This is a genomic window from Pseudomonas capsici, assembly GCF_017165765.1.
Taxonomy (GTDB): domain Bacteria; phylum Pseudomonadota; class Gammaproteobacteria; order Pseudomonadales; family Pseudomonadaceae; genus Aquipseudomonas; species Aquipseudomonas capsici.
The window spans coordinates 1-12,709 of record NZ_JAFGZD010000024.1 but is presented as its reverse complement, the minus strand read 5'-3'; the positions used below and the strand labels follow the sequence as shown (position 1 = coordinate 12,709).

General features: G+C 58.5%; 17 protein-coding genes. 11 read left to right on the top strand and 6 right to left on the bottom strand.

Going from position 1 to position 12,709, the window contains the following annotated elements; all coding sequences use genetic code 11:
* Positions 1 to 257: 257 nt before the first annotated feature.
* A complete protein-coding gene (locus JSY17_RS22645) occupies positions 258 to 1,598 on the top strand; it encodes a DEAD/DEAH box helicase (protein WP_117166181.1) in 1,341 nt (446 codons plus the stop codon).
* A 194-nt stretch (positions 1,599 to 1,792) separates the two neighbouring features.
* Positions 1,793 to 2,182: a transcriptional regulator gene (locus tag JSY17_RS22640; RefSeq protein WP_117166107.1), complete on the top strand. Its 390-nt coding sequence runs from the start codon at positions 1,793 to 1,795 to the stop codon at positions 2,180 to 2,182.
* Here JSY17_RS22640 and JSY17_RS22635 read toward each other — a convergent pair.
* The 4 genes from JSY17_RS22635 to JSY17_RS22620 all read right to left on the bottom strand — a co-directional run bounded on the left by JSY17_RS22635 (position 2,170) and on the right by JSY17_RS22620 (position 4,892).
* Positions 2,170 to 3,054: a DUF6279 family lipoprotein gene (locus JSY17_RS22635; protein ID WP_206402659.1), complete on the bottom strand. Its 885-nt coding sequence runs from the start codon at positions 3,052 to 3,054 to the stop codon at positions 2,170 to 2,172. The two genes, JSY17_RS22640 and JSY17_RS22635, sit on opposite strands and share 13 nt — an antisense overlap.
* 106 nt (positions 3,055 to 3,160) lie before the next feature.
* Complete coding sequence (locus tag JSY17_RS22630) at positions 3,161 to 3,892, bottom strand: TorF family putative porin (protein ID WP_117185100.1); 732 nt, start codon at positions 3,890 to 3,892, stop codon at positions 3,161 to 3,163.
* Positions 3,893 to 4,036: 144 nt separating this feature from the next.
* Positions 4,037 to 4,552: a hypothetical protein gene (locus JSY17_RS22625; RefSeq protein ID WP_117166110.1), complete on the bottom strand. Its 516-nt coding sequence runs from the start codon at positions 4,550 to 4,552 to the stop codon at positions 4,037 to 4,039.
* Positions 4,553 to 4,703: 151 nt separating this feature from the next.
* Positions 4,704 to 4,892 (bottom strand): hypothetical protein, encoded by a 189-nt coding sequence (locus JSY17_RS22620; RefSeq protein WP_025261417.1) that lies wholly within the window; start codon positions 4,890 to 4,892, stop codon positions 4,704 to 4,706.
* A 298-nt stretch (positions 4,893 to 5,190) separates the two neighbouring features.
* Between JSY17_RS22620 and JSY17_RS22615 the strand changes: the two genes are divergently transcribed.
* Both JSY17_RS22615 and JSY17_RS22610 read left to right on the top strand, forming a co-directional pair.
* The gene (locus JSY17_RS22615) at positions 5,191 to 6,027 is read left to right on the top strand and encodes a CvfB family protein (RefSeq protein WP_117181041.1); all 837 of its coding nucleotides are present in this window, start codon (positions 5,191 to 5,193) and stop codon (positions 6,025 to 6,027) included.
* Between the two features lie 15 nt (positions 6,028 to 6,042).
* Positions 6,043 to 6,444: a DUF2177 family protein gene (locus JSY17_RS22610; protein WP_117166112.1), complete on the top strand. Its 402-nt coding sequence runs from the start codon at positions 6,043 to 6,045 to the stop codon at positions 6,442 to 6,444.
* A 4-nt stretch (positions 6,445 to 6,448) separates the two neighbouring features.
* On the opposite strand, the gene JSY17_RS22605 is transcribed toward JSY17_RS22610, so the two are convergent.
* Complete coding sequence (locus JSY17_RS22605; RefSeq protein WP_117166113.1) at positions 6,449 to 6,829, bottom strand: hypothetical protein; 381 nt, start codon at positions 6,827 to 6,829, stop codon at positions 6,449 to 6,451.
* A gap of 219 nt (positions 6,830 to 7,048) precedes the next feature.
* Between JSY17_RS22605 and JSY17_RS22600 the strand changes: the two genes are divergently transcribed.
* From JSY17_RS22600 to def, 3 genes are all read left to right on the top strand, one after another.
* On the top strand, positions 7,049 to 7,240 hold the full coding sequence (locus JSY17_RS22600; RefSeq protein ID WP_206402660.1) for a CsbD family protein: 192 nt from the start codon (positions 7,049 to 7,051) through the stop codon (positions 7,238 to 7,240).
* A gap of 183 nt (positions 7,241 to 7,423) precedes the next feature.
* Positions 7,424 to 8,386: a YihY/virulence factor BrkB family protein gene (locus tag JSY17_RS22595; protein ID WP_117185101.1), complete on the top strand. Its 963-nt coding sequence runs from the start codon at positions 7,424 to 7,426 to the stop codon at positions 8,384 to 8,386.
* 46 nt (positions 8,387 to 8,432) lie between these two features.
* Positions 8,433 to 8,972, top strand: a complete 540-nt coding sequence (gene def, locus JSY17_RS22590; RefSeq protein WP_206402661.1) for a peptide deformylase — start codon at positions 8,433 to 8,435, stop codon at positions 8,970 to 8,972.
* A gap of 1 nt (position 8,973) precedes the next feature.
* Here the strand turns inward: def and JSY17_RS22585 are convergent, their stop codons facing one another.
* Complete coding sequence (locus JSY17_RS22585; RefSeq protein ID WP_206402665.1) at positions 8,974 to 9,387, bottom strand: GNAT family N-acetyltransferase; 414 nt, start codon at positions 9,385 to 9,387, stop codon at positions 8,974 to 8,976.
* A 162-nt stretch (positions 9,388 to 9,549) separates the two neighbouring features.
* On the opposite strand from JSY17_RS22585, the gene JSY17_RS22580 reads away from it, so the two are divergent.
* From JSY17_RS22580 to JSY17_RS22565, 4 genes are all read left to right on the top strand, one after another.
* Entirely contained in the window at positions 9,550 to 10,056 is a 507-nt protein-coding gene (locus JSY17_RS22580) for a hypothetical protein (protein WP_232849607.1), read from the top strand.
* Between the two features lie 35 nt (positions 10,057 to 10,091).
* On the top strand, positions 10,092 to 10,529 hold the full coding sequence (locus JSY17_RS22575) for a nucleoside deaminase (protein ID WP_206402662.1): 438 nt from the start codon (positions 10,092 to 10,094) through the stop codon (positions 10,527 to 10,529).
* A gap of 81 nt (positions 10,530 to 10,610) precedes the next feature.
* On the top strand, positions 10,611 to 11,432 hold the full coding sequence (locus JSY17_RS22570) for an alpha/beta fold hydrolase (protein WP_117181046.1): 822 nt from the start codon (positions 10,611 to 10,613) through the stop codon (positions 11,430 to 11,432).
* Positions 11,422 to 12,591 (top strand): PAS domain-containing sensor histidine kinase, encoded by a 1,170-nt coding sequence (locus tag JSY17_RS22565; RefSeq protein ID WP_206402663.1) that lies wholly within the window; start codon positions 11,422 to 11,424, stop codon positions 12,589 to 12,591. The genes JSY17_RS22570 and JSY17_RS22565 overlap by 11 nt, the downstream gene beginning before the upstream one ends.
* Positions 12,592 to 12,709: the final 118 nt, after the last annotated feature.

Genomic DNA, 12,709 nt, shown 5'->3' with positions numbered 1-12,709 from the left:
CAGGAGGGCATCAGCGAGTGTCACTGATTTAATGGGTATATGCCCATAATAAGACGATTTTCGATCCGACGGCAATCGTCGCCCGCTGATCGATGATGATGCACGCGTGAAACTGGCCATCTGCTGAGGCCATTCGAGCCGTTCATGGGCCGGATCAAGCAACAAAATCCACCCAGAGTGGTAAAGAAACTCGGCCCCGGCGCTCGAAACCGTTACGCTATGCAGCTGTATTTTTGTATTTCGTCGAGGTAGTACCCGTGTTTTCCGAATTCGCCCTGCACGAACGCCTGCTTAAAGCTGTGGCCGAGCTTAAATTTGTCGAGCCTACGCCTGTGCAGGCCGCCGCCATTCCGCTGGCATTGCAAGGGCGTGACCTGCGGGTGACTGCGCAAACCGGTAGCGGCAAGACGGCCGCTTTTGTATTGCCGATCCTCAACCGCCTGATCGGCCCGGCCAAGGTGCGTGTCGATATCCGCGCCGTGATCCTGCTGCCGACCCGCGAGCTGGCGCAGCAGACCCTCAAGGAAGTCGAGCGTTTCTCGCAGTTCACCTTCATCAAGGCCGGTCTGATCACCGGTGGCGAGGATTTCAAGGTTCAGGCCGCGATGTTGCGTAAGGTGCCGGACATTCTGATCGGCACCCCGGGTCGTCTGCTGGAACACCTCAACGCGGGCAACCTGGACCTCAAACTGGTCGAAGTGCTGGTCCTCGACGAAGCCGACCGCATGCTGGACATGGGCTTCTCCGAAGACGTCGAACGTCTGGCGGGCGAATGCGCCGATCGTCAGCAGACCATGCTGTTCTCGGCGACCACCGGCGGTGCCGGTCTGCGGGAAATGATCCAGAAGGTCCTGAAAGATCCACAGCATCTGCTGCTCAACAACGTCAGCGAGCTGGCGTCCGGTACTCGTCAACAGATCATCACGGCTGACCACAACGTCCACAAGGAGCAGATCCTCAACTGGCTGCTGGCCAACGAGACGTACCAGAAAGCCATTGTGTTCACCAACACCAAAGCCATGGCCGACCGTCTTTACGGACGTCTGGTCGCCCAGGAATACAAGGCATTCGTGCTGCATGGCGACAAGGACCAGAAGGATCGCAAGGCCGCAATCGAACGGTTGAAGCAGGGCGGTGCCAAGGTTCTGGTGGCTACCGATGTCGCAGCGCGTGGCCTGGATGTGGATGGCCTGGATCTGGTCATCAACTTCGACATGCCACGCAGCGGCGACGATTATGTCCACCGTGTCGGTCGTACCGGTCGTGCCGGTAGCGAAGGCCTGGCGATTTCCCTGATCTGCCACGGTGACTGGAACCTGATGTCCAGCATCGAGCGCTACCTCAAGCAAAGCTTCGAGCGCCGCACCATCAAGGAAGTCAAAGGCACCTACGGCGGACCGAAGAAGGTCAAGGCGTCGGGCAAGGCCGCTGGCACCAAGAAGAAAAAGACCGATACCAAGGGCGACAAGAAAAAGGTTGCCGCCAAGGGGCCGACCAAGCGCAAGACCGTCAACCGTCCCAAGTCCGATTCGCTGGTGAGCAAGGACGGCATGGCTCCGTTGAAAAAACGCAGTACGCCGGCACCTGCTGCTGAGTGATGTCACATACCGTCGCGGCCAAGCGCGCTCCTGCAACCCTGTAGGAGCGCGCTTGCCGCGACGGCGCTATACCTTTCTGCCGCCGGGCGCACAGGCTGAACGGCCACCCTCGCAACAGGTCACAACCTCTGAGTAGCAAGCCCATGGCCGGATGTCATGGGCTATTCATCCATGCTGGACGGAGGTTTTACAAAATGGCTTACAACTGGGACCTTATCGAACGTCTGCTTCATGAAGTTCAGAACAGCGCTGGCGAGTCTTTTGCTCCGCGCAAATACGCCGAAGATCATGCGGTTGCCAAGGCCGCCGAAGGCGAAGCAGTGGGAAATCTGGATCACCTCAAGACCGAGGCGGCCGATCTGGAAGCGCTGTTGCTCAAGCACGGTTACATCGAACCACGCCCTGAAGACGAGGGCGGCACCGGTACGAACTTTATCCTGACACCACGCGGCTCAAGCCTGCTGGCCATGATCGACAGCAGCATTCCGGGCAATGATCATCCGCGTCAGGTACTGGATGAACAGGCCGATGCGCTGGAGCCGGCGACTTTCGATGAGGTGGCGTCCAAGGCTCAGGTGGCCTGACGCCCGTCAGCCTTCTGTGAGGCTTTCAGACAATCCAGGTCCGCGAAGTCCTCACGCATGTCCGCGATCCTGGCCAGCAGGAGCTTGCGCTGGTCAGGCGTACTCTGGCCGACCACGTCCACGATGAGTGAAATCGCGGCGTGCTCGGCCTTGTTGTAGTTCTCGCGGTATTCCGGGGTCCAGAAGGTATCGCGATTCTGCAGCAGTGCGGTGATGCGTTGCGGGAAGTCCTTGGCCTGGCGCTGCTGTACCGTCGCCAGAAACAGGTTCTGCCAGCGGGCGCGGTTTTCTACCCAGCCCCGGCTCTGTTCGCCCAGTGACGCCGACCAGGCCTGTACCCGTGCCTTCTGCGCCGGATTCAACTTGCCAAGCCAGGGTGTCATGCGCTTTTCCATACGTGCGGCGCGTTCGGCGATTTGTCTTTCCAGAGGTTCGTCGAGGTATTTCTTTTCCTGCTTGCGCTGATCCTTGGCAAAGGCGTTCTGCATTTCCTGAACCTGCTTGTCATCGAAGCGGGACAGCAGTTCGATGGCCGAAGGCGTGACCTGGCGGGAGATTTTCGCGAGGGCTTCCTTGGCTTCCTCGGTGCGTGCTTCAAGTTCGGCCTGGGTGACCTGATCGGTCTGCACCATTTGCTCAAGGCGGTTGAACCACATCAGGTAGTCGGGCAGTTGGGTGCTGCAATGCCAGCTCAAATGCTGTTTGAGGCGCTCGTCGAGCCAGCTTTTCTGTGGGCTGCTCATGTCCAGATAGTCACTGAGCGTCCAGGGAATGATCACATCCAGATTGCGATACGCCAGGCCCACCTGGTTGCATGCAACAAGCAATGGCAAGGCCATCAACAGCGTAATGAAGGCTTTGAAGCAATGCATGACAACTCCTCGACAGGCTGAGTGACTGTAGAGGAGTGTAGGAGCTGGCAGTTCAACTTACTCGCGGCGTCGCAGGAAACCGGTTACGGGAAGTGTCGTGCAGAGCCTAGAAAAACGAGCGAACGGCCTTGATGGTAAAGGTCCCTTCGCAGTACGGGTTGTGACCGCTGTAGACACTGCAATCGCTTCCGCTGAGGCTCGATCCGCTGTAGATCAGGTTCATGTCGATCCCCAGCCAGGGGCGCGACAGGTTCAGGGACCAGTCGTTGAAACCGTTGACCAATGAGCCGTCTTCGCCGGCTTGTGGGGTATCGAACTGGTGGTTGGCGTATTGCAGGCGAACCCCGAGGCCCAGTCGCTCGATCCCGCCCAGGTCAATGAAGACAGTGCTGTTGCGGGTGCCGACATCATTGCTGAAGGCCGCGCCGACCCGGCTGTTGAGGACGCGCAACCCGGCATAGAACTCATGGCTGTCGACCTGGCTGGTATCGGGATAGCTGTAGCGGATGACCCCCAGTTCGTACCCCAGGGTGTTGTCGAAGGGTTTCTTGAAGCCCATGTAGGAGTCGACTTCAAGGGCGGTATCGGCATTGATGCCCATGTTCGGGGACCACTGGCCGAAGTAGAAGCCGCTGTCATGGGTCAGGTCCAGACCGCCGTGAAACGAGCCGGAACTGCTGCCGCTGGGCGTCACCAGCCCCTGTGCCATGCTGCGAGTGGGTGTGGTTGCCAGTTTCAGACTGAAGTCGCCAAGGCTGCGCTCCATGATCTGGGCAGACGCCTGCTGACACACCAACAAGGTGCCGAGGGCCAGTATCGGTAATCGAGGGTTGAGCATGGCTCACTCCTTGTGTGTCGAGGAGTGTGGTCATAATGGCGTATCGAAATCGGCGCAGGGCCCGACACAAGCCGCGAGCTAGAGCCTCGCAAGCATACCGATGAAATGACAGGGATGCGGACCGTTCGTCGATCCGCAGGATCTTCAGTTGCTGGCTGTTGTCGGGCTGGGCGGGATGATCAGCCCGCGAATGACCACCAGTGCCTGTTCGAACGAGGGGTAGCCGCTCTTGGCGACATCGAGTTCGGCGTATTCGGCGCGATAGTGTTCGGACTTTTTCGGATCGCTCATGCTCAGTTGCTGGGAGAGCAGGGCAATGGCCAGGGGATGCCTGTATTTGTCTGCTGCGGTCTGCAACAGATCGATGATCTGCTTCTGATCGGCCTGCTCGCGAATCAGCAGCACGGCCTGATAGAACTCGGCTTCGCCGGAAGCATCGTCTATGGCTGCGCGTCGCAGCATGGCTTCGGCCAGCTCATAGTTTTCGCGATCCGCCTCGCTGATCAACAGCTTGGCCTGCAGCATGTCGTGCTGATACAGCAGATGACCTGCACGGCACGGACTGTCAGTGAGGGGATTTTCATTGGGGCCGTTTTCGCAGTGATGCGAAGCACAACCACCGAGGTAAATCAGAGCGCCGAAAAGCATCCAGTTCTTCATTCAAGCATTCCGCAAAGCAAAAGGGGTCTGCTACCAGAGCGTTTCCTGCTCTTGGTTTGGAGATACCGAAAGAGATTAGCAGTGAGACGGGAGATGTAGCTAGCGCCCTGTTTCGCAGGGCGCATGGAAACCGCGAAGCAGTCGGGAAGAATTACTTCTTGCCGAGATTGATGTGCTTGGACGGGGTAAAAGTCTGGCCGCTCACGCCTTTGGCGATTTGCTGGATTTCGCCGCCGGACTTGAGGAAAGCTGCGATCTGGGCATTGATCGAATCGCTCGTTTCAACGGCTGGAGCGGGTTTTGCCTTGGTGTGGGATGCCTTGATACGCATGACTGCCATAACCTTCATAAACTTCAGTACGGCCAGCCATCGTACATCAAATGGCAGGATCCTGCTGGCTTATCTGGGGCCTGAGCGGCCTGAATGCCCTGTCTCGACCTGCCCCGGAACTCGGCATGACGCACTTAACCGACTGTTTTAAATGAAGAGTTGTTGTGCTGCGCGACAGGGAGAGAACGTTTTTGCTGCCCGGAGCAACTGACGAGCGGGGCTCGGGCGGGCAGGGCGAGCCGTGTGTATCGCGAATGCGAACGTAAAGTCGGGTAGAATGCCGCCCACGTAATGAGGGTATCTGCAAATGGCGTTAATCGGGCGTTACAACAGCTTGCAAGTGGTCAAGCACACCAACTTCGGTCTGTATCTGGACGGTGGTCCGGATGGAGAAATCCTGCTGCCCAATCGGTATATCCCCAAGGATATTCCTACTGAGGATGAAGACTGGCTCAACGTTTTCGTCTATCTGGACAGCGAAGACAAACTGATCGCCACCACTGAAAAGCCCAAGGTGCAGGTCGGCGAGTTCGCCAGCCTCAAGGTGGTCGAGGTCAACAGCATCGGTGTGTTCCTGGACTGGGGGCTGCCCAAGGATCTGCTGCTGCCGTACTCCGAAGAAAAGCGCACCCTGCATGCGGGCGATTACTGCGTGGTGCATGTCTATCTGGACAAGAAGACGCGACGTATCACCGCCACTGCGCGCCTGGACCGTTACCTGGACAAGACGCCTGCCAATTACAGCGCCGGTCAGGAAGTCGACCTGCTGGTTGCCGAAGCCACCGACATGGGCTTCAAGGCAATCATCAACAACAAGCACTGGGGCCTGATCCACAAGAACGAGGTGTTCAAGTTCCTGCGCCCCGGCAAACAGGAAAAAGGCTTCATCAAGGAAGTCCGTGCCGACGGCAACATCAGCCTGAGCCTGCAACCGGTGGGTGCAGAGGCCGCTGGCAGCCTGAATGCCAAGATCCTCGCCAGACTGCGTGAGAACAACGGCGTGCTGCCGGTCAGCGACAAGAGCGATCCGCAGGTCATCAGCGGTCTGTTCGGTGTCAGTAAAGGGAACTTCAAGAAAGCGATCGGTGCCTTGTATAAGCAAGGTCAGATTGTGATTCACCCTGACCGTATCGAATTGACCTGATATCGGGGTGTGCCCATGAAAAGAATCCTTACGGCTTACTTCGGTACGCTTCTGGCCTTTCTGATTCTGGACGGGATCTGGCTGGGATTGCTCATGGGCTCGACCTATCGGGACTGGCTCGGCTCGCTGATGCTGGCCACGCCGCTGCTCGGGCCTGCGCTGGTGTTCTATCTGCTGTACGCGGCGGGGCTGGTGATATTCGCGGTCCTGCCCGCGCTCAAGGTGCAGCGCACGGGGCATGCGGGACTGTATGGCGGGCTGTTGGGGCTGATCGCCTATGGCACTTACGATCTGACCAACTGGGCGACCCTGCAAGGCTGGCCTGCACAGTTGGCGCTTGTCGATCTGGCCTGGGGAACCGTAGTTTCGGCCCTGGCCGCAACGGCGGGGTATCTGGTGACACGCCGCCTGGCCTGACGCCTTACTTCTGCAGGAAACCCGCAAAGCTCAGGTTGCTGCCTCGGGGGCGCATGTCCTTGAGGAACGAGTCCTTGTCGGCGCTCAGTTCCAGGCTTACGGTTGGCTTGCGTTTGCCGGCGTTGCGCACTTCCAGGCCTTCCATGTGGTCACGCATGAAGACGGTGGTCACCTTCAGGTGCAGCAGTTGATCGGTCGCCGGCGTGTGCAGCAGCAGATGCAGCCATTCGTACTGGCCGACTTGCAGGCGTGTCACAGGCAGGTCGAACCACCAGATGTTGCGTTTGGGGTCCAGAATGGCGAAATGGGTGTTGTTGACGCCCAGCACGGCGCCGCCCAGATCCTGGTTCCTGCGTGCGATGGCCAGCTTTTTATCGAGTTTCATAACGTTCCTGTGGATCGGTTTGTTCAGTGTGCCGGGCACAGACTGACTGCGACGCGCATTCTCTCACAAACACCGTAAACAAGGCCTGTCCATGAGCGGACGAACGGCACTCTCTGGCCTGAAAATAATTGAAACTCTGCGCGAAGGCCCCCGGTCAATCCTTATGTCGAGGTTACGACATCCGATCCAGAACGGTCTTCAAGACCCGGGAGATACTTCATGAGTAGTACTGGCGATAAAATCAAAGGCATGGCCAATGAAGCGGTTGGTAACGTTAAGCAAGGTATTGGCAAGGCGACCGACAACACCAGATTGAAGGCCGAAGGCAAGGCTCAGGAGCTCAAGGGCGAAGCCCAGCAGCTCAAGGGTAAAGCCAGGGACGCCGTGAAGAAGGGCGCAGACAAGGCGTAGAGTGTCAGGGAAACCGGATAAAGGTCATCGCGAGATGGCCTTTATCCATCATGGCTTGAAACCTTTTACAACTCGCCCAGTCCATTTGACGCCACTGCAACACTGTTGGCATATGGGCAGCCGCATAATCGCAATTGTCGGCCCGGCGATATAATGCAAAAGGGTTTAGCGCAAGGAGACGCCATGATCTTTCCTCACATGCGTCAGTTGCCTCTGGGCAAAGTGATGGTTCGTACCGTTACCGAGTTTCTCGATGACGAGATGTCTACTTACGCATCGGCACTGGCCTACCAGATGCTGTTCTCGCTGTTTCCGTTCCTGCTGTTCCTCATTGCCCTGATCGGTTTCCTGCACCTGCCGGATTTCTTCTCCTGGCTGCGCCTGCAATCGGAACTGGTCCTGCCGCCGCAGGCACTGGAACAGGTCAACCCGGTAATCGACCAGTTGCAGCAATCCAAGGGCGGCCTGTTATCCATCGGTATCGTCATTGCGCTGTGGACCGCTTCGGCAGGCGTGCGCCTGATGATGAGCGCCATGAACGCGGCCTACGATGTGGTCGAAGGACGTCCGATCTGGAAGCGTTTTCCGTTATCGATTCTCTACACCGTGGGTATTGCCGGCATGCTGCTGGCCGCTGCCGGGTTCATGGTGGTCGGCCCGCAGGTCATGAGCTGGTTTGCCTCGCAGATCGGCATGGAAGACTTCATTGTTACGCTGTGGACCGTGCTGCGCTGGCCGATGATCATCCTGCTGCTGATGGTTGCCGTGGCCGTGATCTATTACGTCATGCCCGACGTGAAACAGGAGTTCCGCTTCATTACCCCGGGCTCCGTGCTGGCGGTAGTGGTGTGGATCATCGCTTCCCTGGGCTTTGGTTTCTACGTCAAGACCTTTGCCGACTACAACGCCATGTACGGCAGCATCGGCGCGATCATTGTGCTGCTGCTGTACTTCTACATTTCGGCTGCGGTGTTGCTGCTCGGTGCGGAGATGAATGCGGTGATCGAGCACATGTCCCGGGAAGGCAAGGATGTCGGGGAAAAGGAAGCCGGCGACAATGGCGTGGAATCCACCGCCAAACAGCATGTTTCGGGGCTGGGGCGCGATCATTCGGTGCACAGCACATTAAAGGCTGACGAATCCTGAATCAGGGTCCAGAATCGCCTTTCCGTTCAAGAGACCGACACTCATCATGATCCGCAAGATTCTCAAGATGGGCGACGAGCGCCTGCTGCGCATCGCGCCTCCCGTGCCCCGCGAGATGTTCGGCAGCAGTGAGCTCAAGACGCTGATTGCCGACATGTTCGAGACCATGGAAAGTATCGGCGGCGTGGGTCTTGCGGCCCCGCAGATCGGCGTCGATCTGCAACTGGTGATATTCGGTTTCGAGCGCAGCGAGCGCTATCCCCAGGCCGAAGCCGTGCCCCAGACCATTCTGCTCAACCCGCTGATCACGCCTTTGAGCCCGACCCTTGAAGCGGGCTGGGAAGGTTGCCTGTCGGTGCCGGGCTTGCGTGGCATGGTCGATCGCTATCAGAGCATTCGCTACGAAGGCTTCGACCCGGACGGCCAGCCGATCCAGCGCACCGCCCAAGGGTTTCATGCCCGTGTGGTCCAGCACGAATGCGATCACTTGATCGGCCGTCTGTACCCTTCGCGCATCACCGACTTCAGCAAGTTCGGCTTTATCGAGGTCATGTTCCCGGACATGGACCCCAACGCCGACGAGTGAGTCAGGCGCCGCTCCGGCACAAGGCGACCAGCGCCTTGCTGCGGCTGAAACGCATGAACTTTTCGCCCAGTGAATGCGGCAGCCGCTGGGCTGTCTCGAAACCGCTCAATTCATAAAACGCCTGAAGGTCCGGGTGGCAGAACAGCCAGACCGGGCCTTTCAAGGGCTCCAGTGCATGGCCGATCAGACGACGGGCGATTGCCTGGCCACGCACTTGCGGGGCCACGAACAGACCGGTCAGCCAGTGCCCGTCAGCGACTTCGCTCAGACAAAGCGCGCCGACGATCTGCGTCTGCTTCGCCACCCACAACGTCCCGTGAGGCACGGCGCGCATGGACGATTTGTGTTCGCGGTAGAACTTGTCCAGCAAAGGGCGGCAGGTTTCGGGCAGGGTGCTGAACTGAATGTCGGGCATGATCGGGCTCTGGTCTTCGCGGCGGGCAAGCATAAATCATCGCTCCGGCACACAGATATTCCTGATAGCGGCATGAATCGCCGGGATGCGACCCCGGTTCTGGTAAAGCGCAGATTAACTGTTAAGTTCAGGAATGCAGTCCATTGAGCTCAGGAGGAGGCCATGAACAACCATCGCGGTCTGCCCGTCGTATCCAGGACACGTCTGACTTTCCTGGGATGCAGCCTGCTGCTGAGCTGGACGCTGGCCCAGAGCGTCCAGGCCGATGAAGCGGACGATACGGCGCTGCTGTTCGTCCAGGAGCGCCATCTGGGCGACAGCCTTGGCTGGCTGGGTTATCAGGTCGCTTCGCGTTCCGTCACTTTTGCCAGCATCGTGGAGGCGGTTGGCAAGAACCAGGCTCAGGATCTGGTGCACAAGGAACTGCAGCGCCTGCAACCAGACTATCAGGTGCAATGGGACCGCAACCTCGCGGCAGCCTATGCGCAGTCCTTTTCGGCGCAGGAATTGCAGTCCCTCAATGAGGGCAGCGGCTCCTTGCCCTTGCTGAACAAACTCAAGGTCAGGAGCAACGAGGTCGGCATCCGGATGAAGGAGCGTTCGTCCGAACTGCTGGAGACTTTCGTTGCCCAAGCGCTGGGCAATGCGCAGAAGTCGCTTGCCCGATAGGCACGGTAAGCAACAACGAAAGCGAGGAAAACACCATGGACCTATTCATGCAGGCCGCCATTGACGAGGCGCAACAGGGATTGGCTGAGGGCGGAATTCCTATCGGTTCGGTCATCGTTCACGATGGCAAGATCATCGGTCGTGGACACAATCGTCGCGTCCAGGAAGGCAGCGCCATCAAGCATGGCGAGATGGATGCGCTGGAAAACGCGGGTCGTCAGCCTGCCAGCGTCTACCGCGACTCGGTGCTCTATACCACGTTGTCGCCCTGTGCGATGTGCAGCGGGGCGATTCTGCTTTACGGAATCGGCAAGGTCATCGTGGGCGAAAACGAGACATTCATGGGCGAAGAAGAGCTGTTGCGCTCTCGCGGGGTGCAAGTCGATGTGCTGCACGACAGGACCTGCCAGCACATGATGCACGGTTTTATCGCCAGCCGGCCCGAGCTGTGGAATGAAGATATCGGCGAGTAGAGGCTTTATGCTGGCAAGCCTTCGCGGGCTCTCTGAAGGGTGATAATCTCGACTCAGTCACTTTGAAGTACGGGGCCCGTCATGTCGGTTCAGCGACGCAATAACGTAAACGTCATGGGCGATGGACCGGCCACATTGATTTTTGCTCACGGTTTTGGCTGCAACCAGAACATGTGGCGCTTTATTGCTCCGGTATTCGCCAGGCATTTCAAGGTCGTGCTGTTCGATCTGGTAGGCAGCGGCAAGTCCGAACTGTCGGCTTATATCCCGCACAGATATGCCTCCCTGCGCGGCTATGCCAGGGATCTTCTGGAAGTGGTCAGTGAGTTCGCCAACCCCGGCCCGGTCATTCATGTCGGGCATTCGGTCAGCGCCATGATCGCCGTACTGGCCGAGCTTCAGGAGCCCGGCCGTTTTGCCGCGCATATCATGGTGGGCCCGTCGCCGCGCTACCTGAACGACGAAGGCTACGTTGGCGGTTTCAGCCAGACGGATATCGACTCCTTGCTGCACACTCTGGAAAGCAACTATCTGGGCTGGTCCAGCACCATGGCACCCACGCTCATGGGGTCTGCCGACCGGCCGGAGCTGGGCCAGGAGCTGGCCGACAGCTTCTGCCGTACCAACGCCGATATCGCCAAGCAGTTTGCCCGCGTGACCTTCATGTCGGATCACCGCAAGGACGTGGAGCGTTTTTCCAGCCAGACCCTGATTCTGCAATGCAGTGATGACATGGTTGTCCCGGTCCAGGTGGGCGAATACCTCAACCGTGTCATTGAGAACAGTACATTGCGTGTGATCGAAAACGTGGGTCATTACCCTCATATGAGTGCGCCAAAGGCTTGCATTGCGGCAATGAGTGAGTTTTTGCAACCTTTTGGATATACAGAACATGTCGCCTGACGGGCCTGCCGTACCCGACGGCAACGACCTGTTCGATGGTGCTCCCTGCGGTTTGCTGCTGACCCGGGAAAACGGCACCATCGTGCGGGTCAACCAGACTTTCTGTGTCTGGCTGGGTGTGGAAAAAGAAGCGCTGCTGGGGCGGCGTTTTCAGGACCTGCTGAATATGGCGGGCAAGATTTTCCATCAGACTCACTGGGCACCGTTGCTTCATGCCCGGGGTTCGGTTGCCGAAGTCAAACTTGAGCTGATTCATGCGGACGGTCGCTCCATCCCGATGATGCTCAATGGCATACGCCGGGAGCATGGTGACGAATTTTTCAATGAACTGGCGCTGTTTATCGCCGAAGAACGCAACAAATACGAACGTGAGCTGCTGTCGGCGCAAAAGCTTGCCGAAGAATTGCTGTTGCAACAGATGAGCGTTCAGACCGAACTGACATCGGCCCGCAACCGCTTGCGTCTGGCCCATGTCGAGGCGGAAATCCGGGCGATCTTTGCCGAGCAGATGGTGAGCATTTTCAGCCACGACCTGCGCAACCCGCTGTCGGCGATCAAGATGGCCTCGGGTCTGTTGGGGCGCAGTGCACTGGAGCCAAGACAGGAGCGCATGCTGGGCCATATCAATCATGCGACCGACCGTGCCCAGCGCATGATCGTTGACCTGCTGGACTTCACCGATGCCAGGGTCGGGCGTGGCATTTCGGTCACGCCACAGCCCATCGACCTGCATGCCGTGACCGAGCGCTGTGTCGAAGAGTTGCGTCAGTCATTTCCCGGCCATGTCATCACTCATCGCCAGGAAGGCCAGGGCACCTGCAATGCCGATGCCGATCGCCTGGGGCAGGTCATCGGCAACCTGGTGGCCAACGCCATCAACTACGGTTCGGCGGATGGCGAAATCGTGGTGACCTCAACCCTGGAGCCGAACATGATGCGCCTGTCGGTGCATAACTTCGGTGAGCCGATACCGCCCGAGCAGATCGAGAGCCTGTTCGAGCCTGCCGTGCGTAGTGCCAGTGACACCGAAAGTCGCAGTGTCGGGCTGGGGCTGTTCATTGTCCGGGAGATTGTCCGGGCGCACCTGGGTGACGTGACCGTCCTTTCCAGTCCCGAACATGGCACGACCTTTACCGCGAGCATTCCGCAGAGAGCCTGAATGCGAACGGTGAAGTCGCCAGCAAGCTGCCTCCCACAGTCCTGAACTGCCCCCCAAAAGTTGGACGATTTTAGCCAGCAGCCTGAGCCCTGTAGTCGACAGGGCTCAGGCCATTGAG

What these genes read in the sequence shown, in the direction of transcription:
- JSY17_RS22640 (WP_117166107.1), top strand. Translation starts at nt 1,793, where the DNA reads ATGGCTTACAACTGGGACCTTATCGAACGTCTGCTTCATGAAGTTCAG.
- JSY17_RS22635 (WP_206402659.1), bottom strand. Translation starts at nt 3,054, where the DNA reads ATGCATTGCTTCAAAGCCTTCATTACGCTGTTGATGGCCTTGCCATTG.
- JSY17_RS22630 (WP_117185100.1), bottom strand. Translation starts at nt 3,892, where the DNA reads ATGCTCAACCCTCGATTACCGATACTGGCCCTCGGCACCTTGTTGGTG.
- JSY17_RS22625 (WP_117166110.1), bottom strand. Translation starts at nt 4,552, where the DNA reads ATGAAGAACTGGATGCTTTTCGGCGCTCTGATTTACCTCGGTGGTTGT.
- JSY17_RS22620 (WP_025261417.1), bottom strand. Translation starts at nt 4,892, where the DNA reads ATGGCAGTCATGCGTATCAAGGCATCCCACACCAAGGCAAAACCCGCT.
- JSY17_RS22615 (WP_117181041.1), top strand. Translation starts at nt 5,191, where the DNA reads ATGGCGTTAATCGGGCGTTACAACAGCTTGCAAGTGGTCAAGCACACC.
- JSY17_RS22610 (WP_117166112.1), top strand. Translation starts at nt 6,043, where the DNA reads ATGAAAAGAATCCTTACGGCTTACTTCGGTACGCTTCTGGCCTTTCTG.
- JSY17_RS22605 (WP_117166113.1), bottom strand. Translation starts at nt 6,829, where the DNA reads ATGAAACTCGATAAAAAGCTGGCCATCGCACGCAGGAACCAGGATCTG.
- JSY17_RS22600 (WP_206402660.1), top strand. Translation starts at nt 7,049, where the DNA reads ATGAGTAGTACTGGCGATAAAATCAAAGGCATGGCCAATGAAGCGGTT.
- JSY17_RS22595 (WP_117185101.1), top strand. Translation starts at nt 7,424, where the DNA reads ATGATCTTTCCTCACATGCGTCAGTTGCCTCTGGGCAAAGTGATGGTT.
- def (WP_206402661.1), top strand. Translation starts at nt 8,433, where the DNA reads ATGATCCGCAAGATTCTCAAGATGGGCGACGAGCGCCTGCTGCGCATC.
- JSY17_RS22585 (WP_206402665.1), bottom strand. Translation starts at nt 9,387, where the DNA reads ATGCCCGACATTCAGTTCAGCACCCTGCCCGAAACCTGCCGCCCTTTG.
- JSY17_RS22580 (WP_232849607.1), top strand. Translation starts at nt 9,550, where the DNA reads ATGAACAACCATCGCGGTCTGCCCGTCGTATCCAGGACACGTCTGACT.
- JSY17_RS22575 (WP_206402662.1), top strand. Translation starts at nt 10,092, where the DNA reads ATGGACCTATTCATGCAGGCCGCCATTGACGAGGCGCAACAGGGATTG.
- JSY17_RS22570 (WP_117181046.1), top strand. Translation starts at nt 10,611, where the DNA reads ATGTCGGTTCAGCGACGCAATAACGTAAACGTCATGGGCGATGGACCG.
- JSY17_RS22565 (WP_206402663.1), top strand. Translation starts at nt 11,422, where the DNA reads ATGTCGCCTGACGGGCCTGCCGTACCCGACGGCAACGACCTGTTCGAT.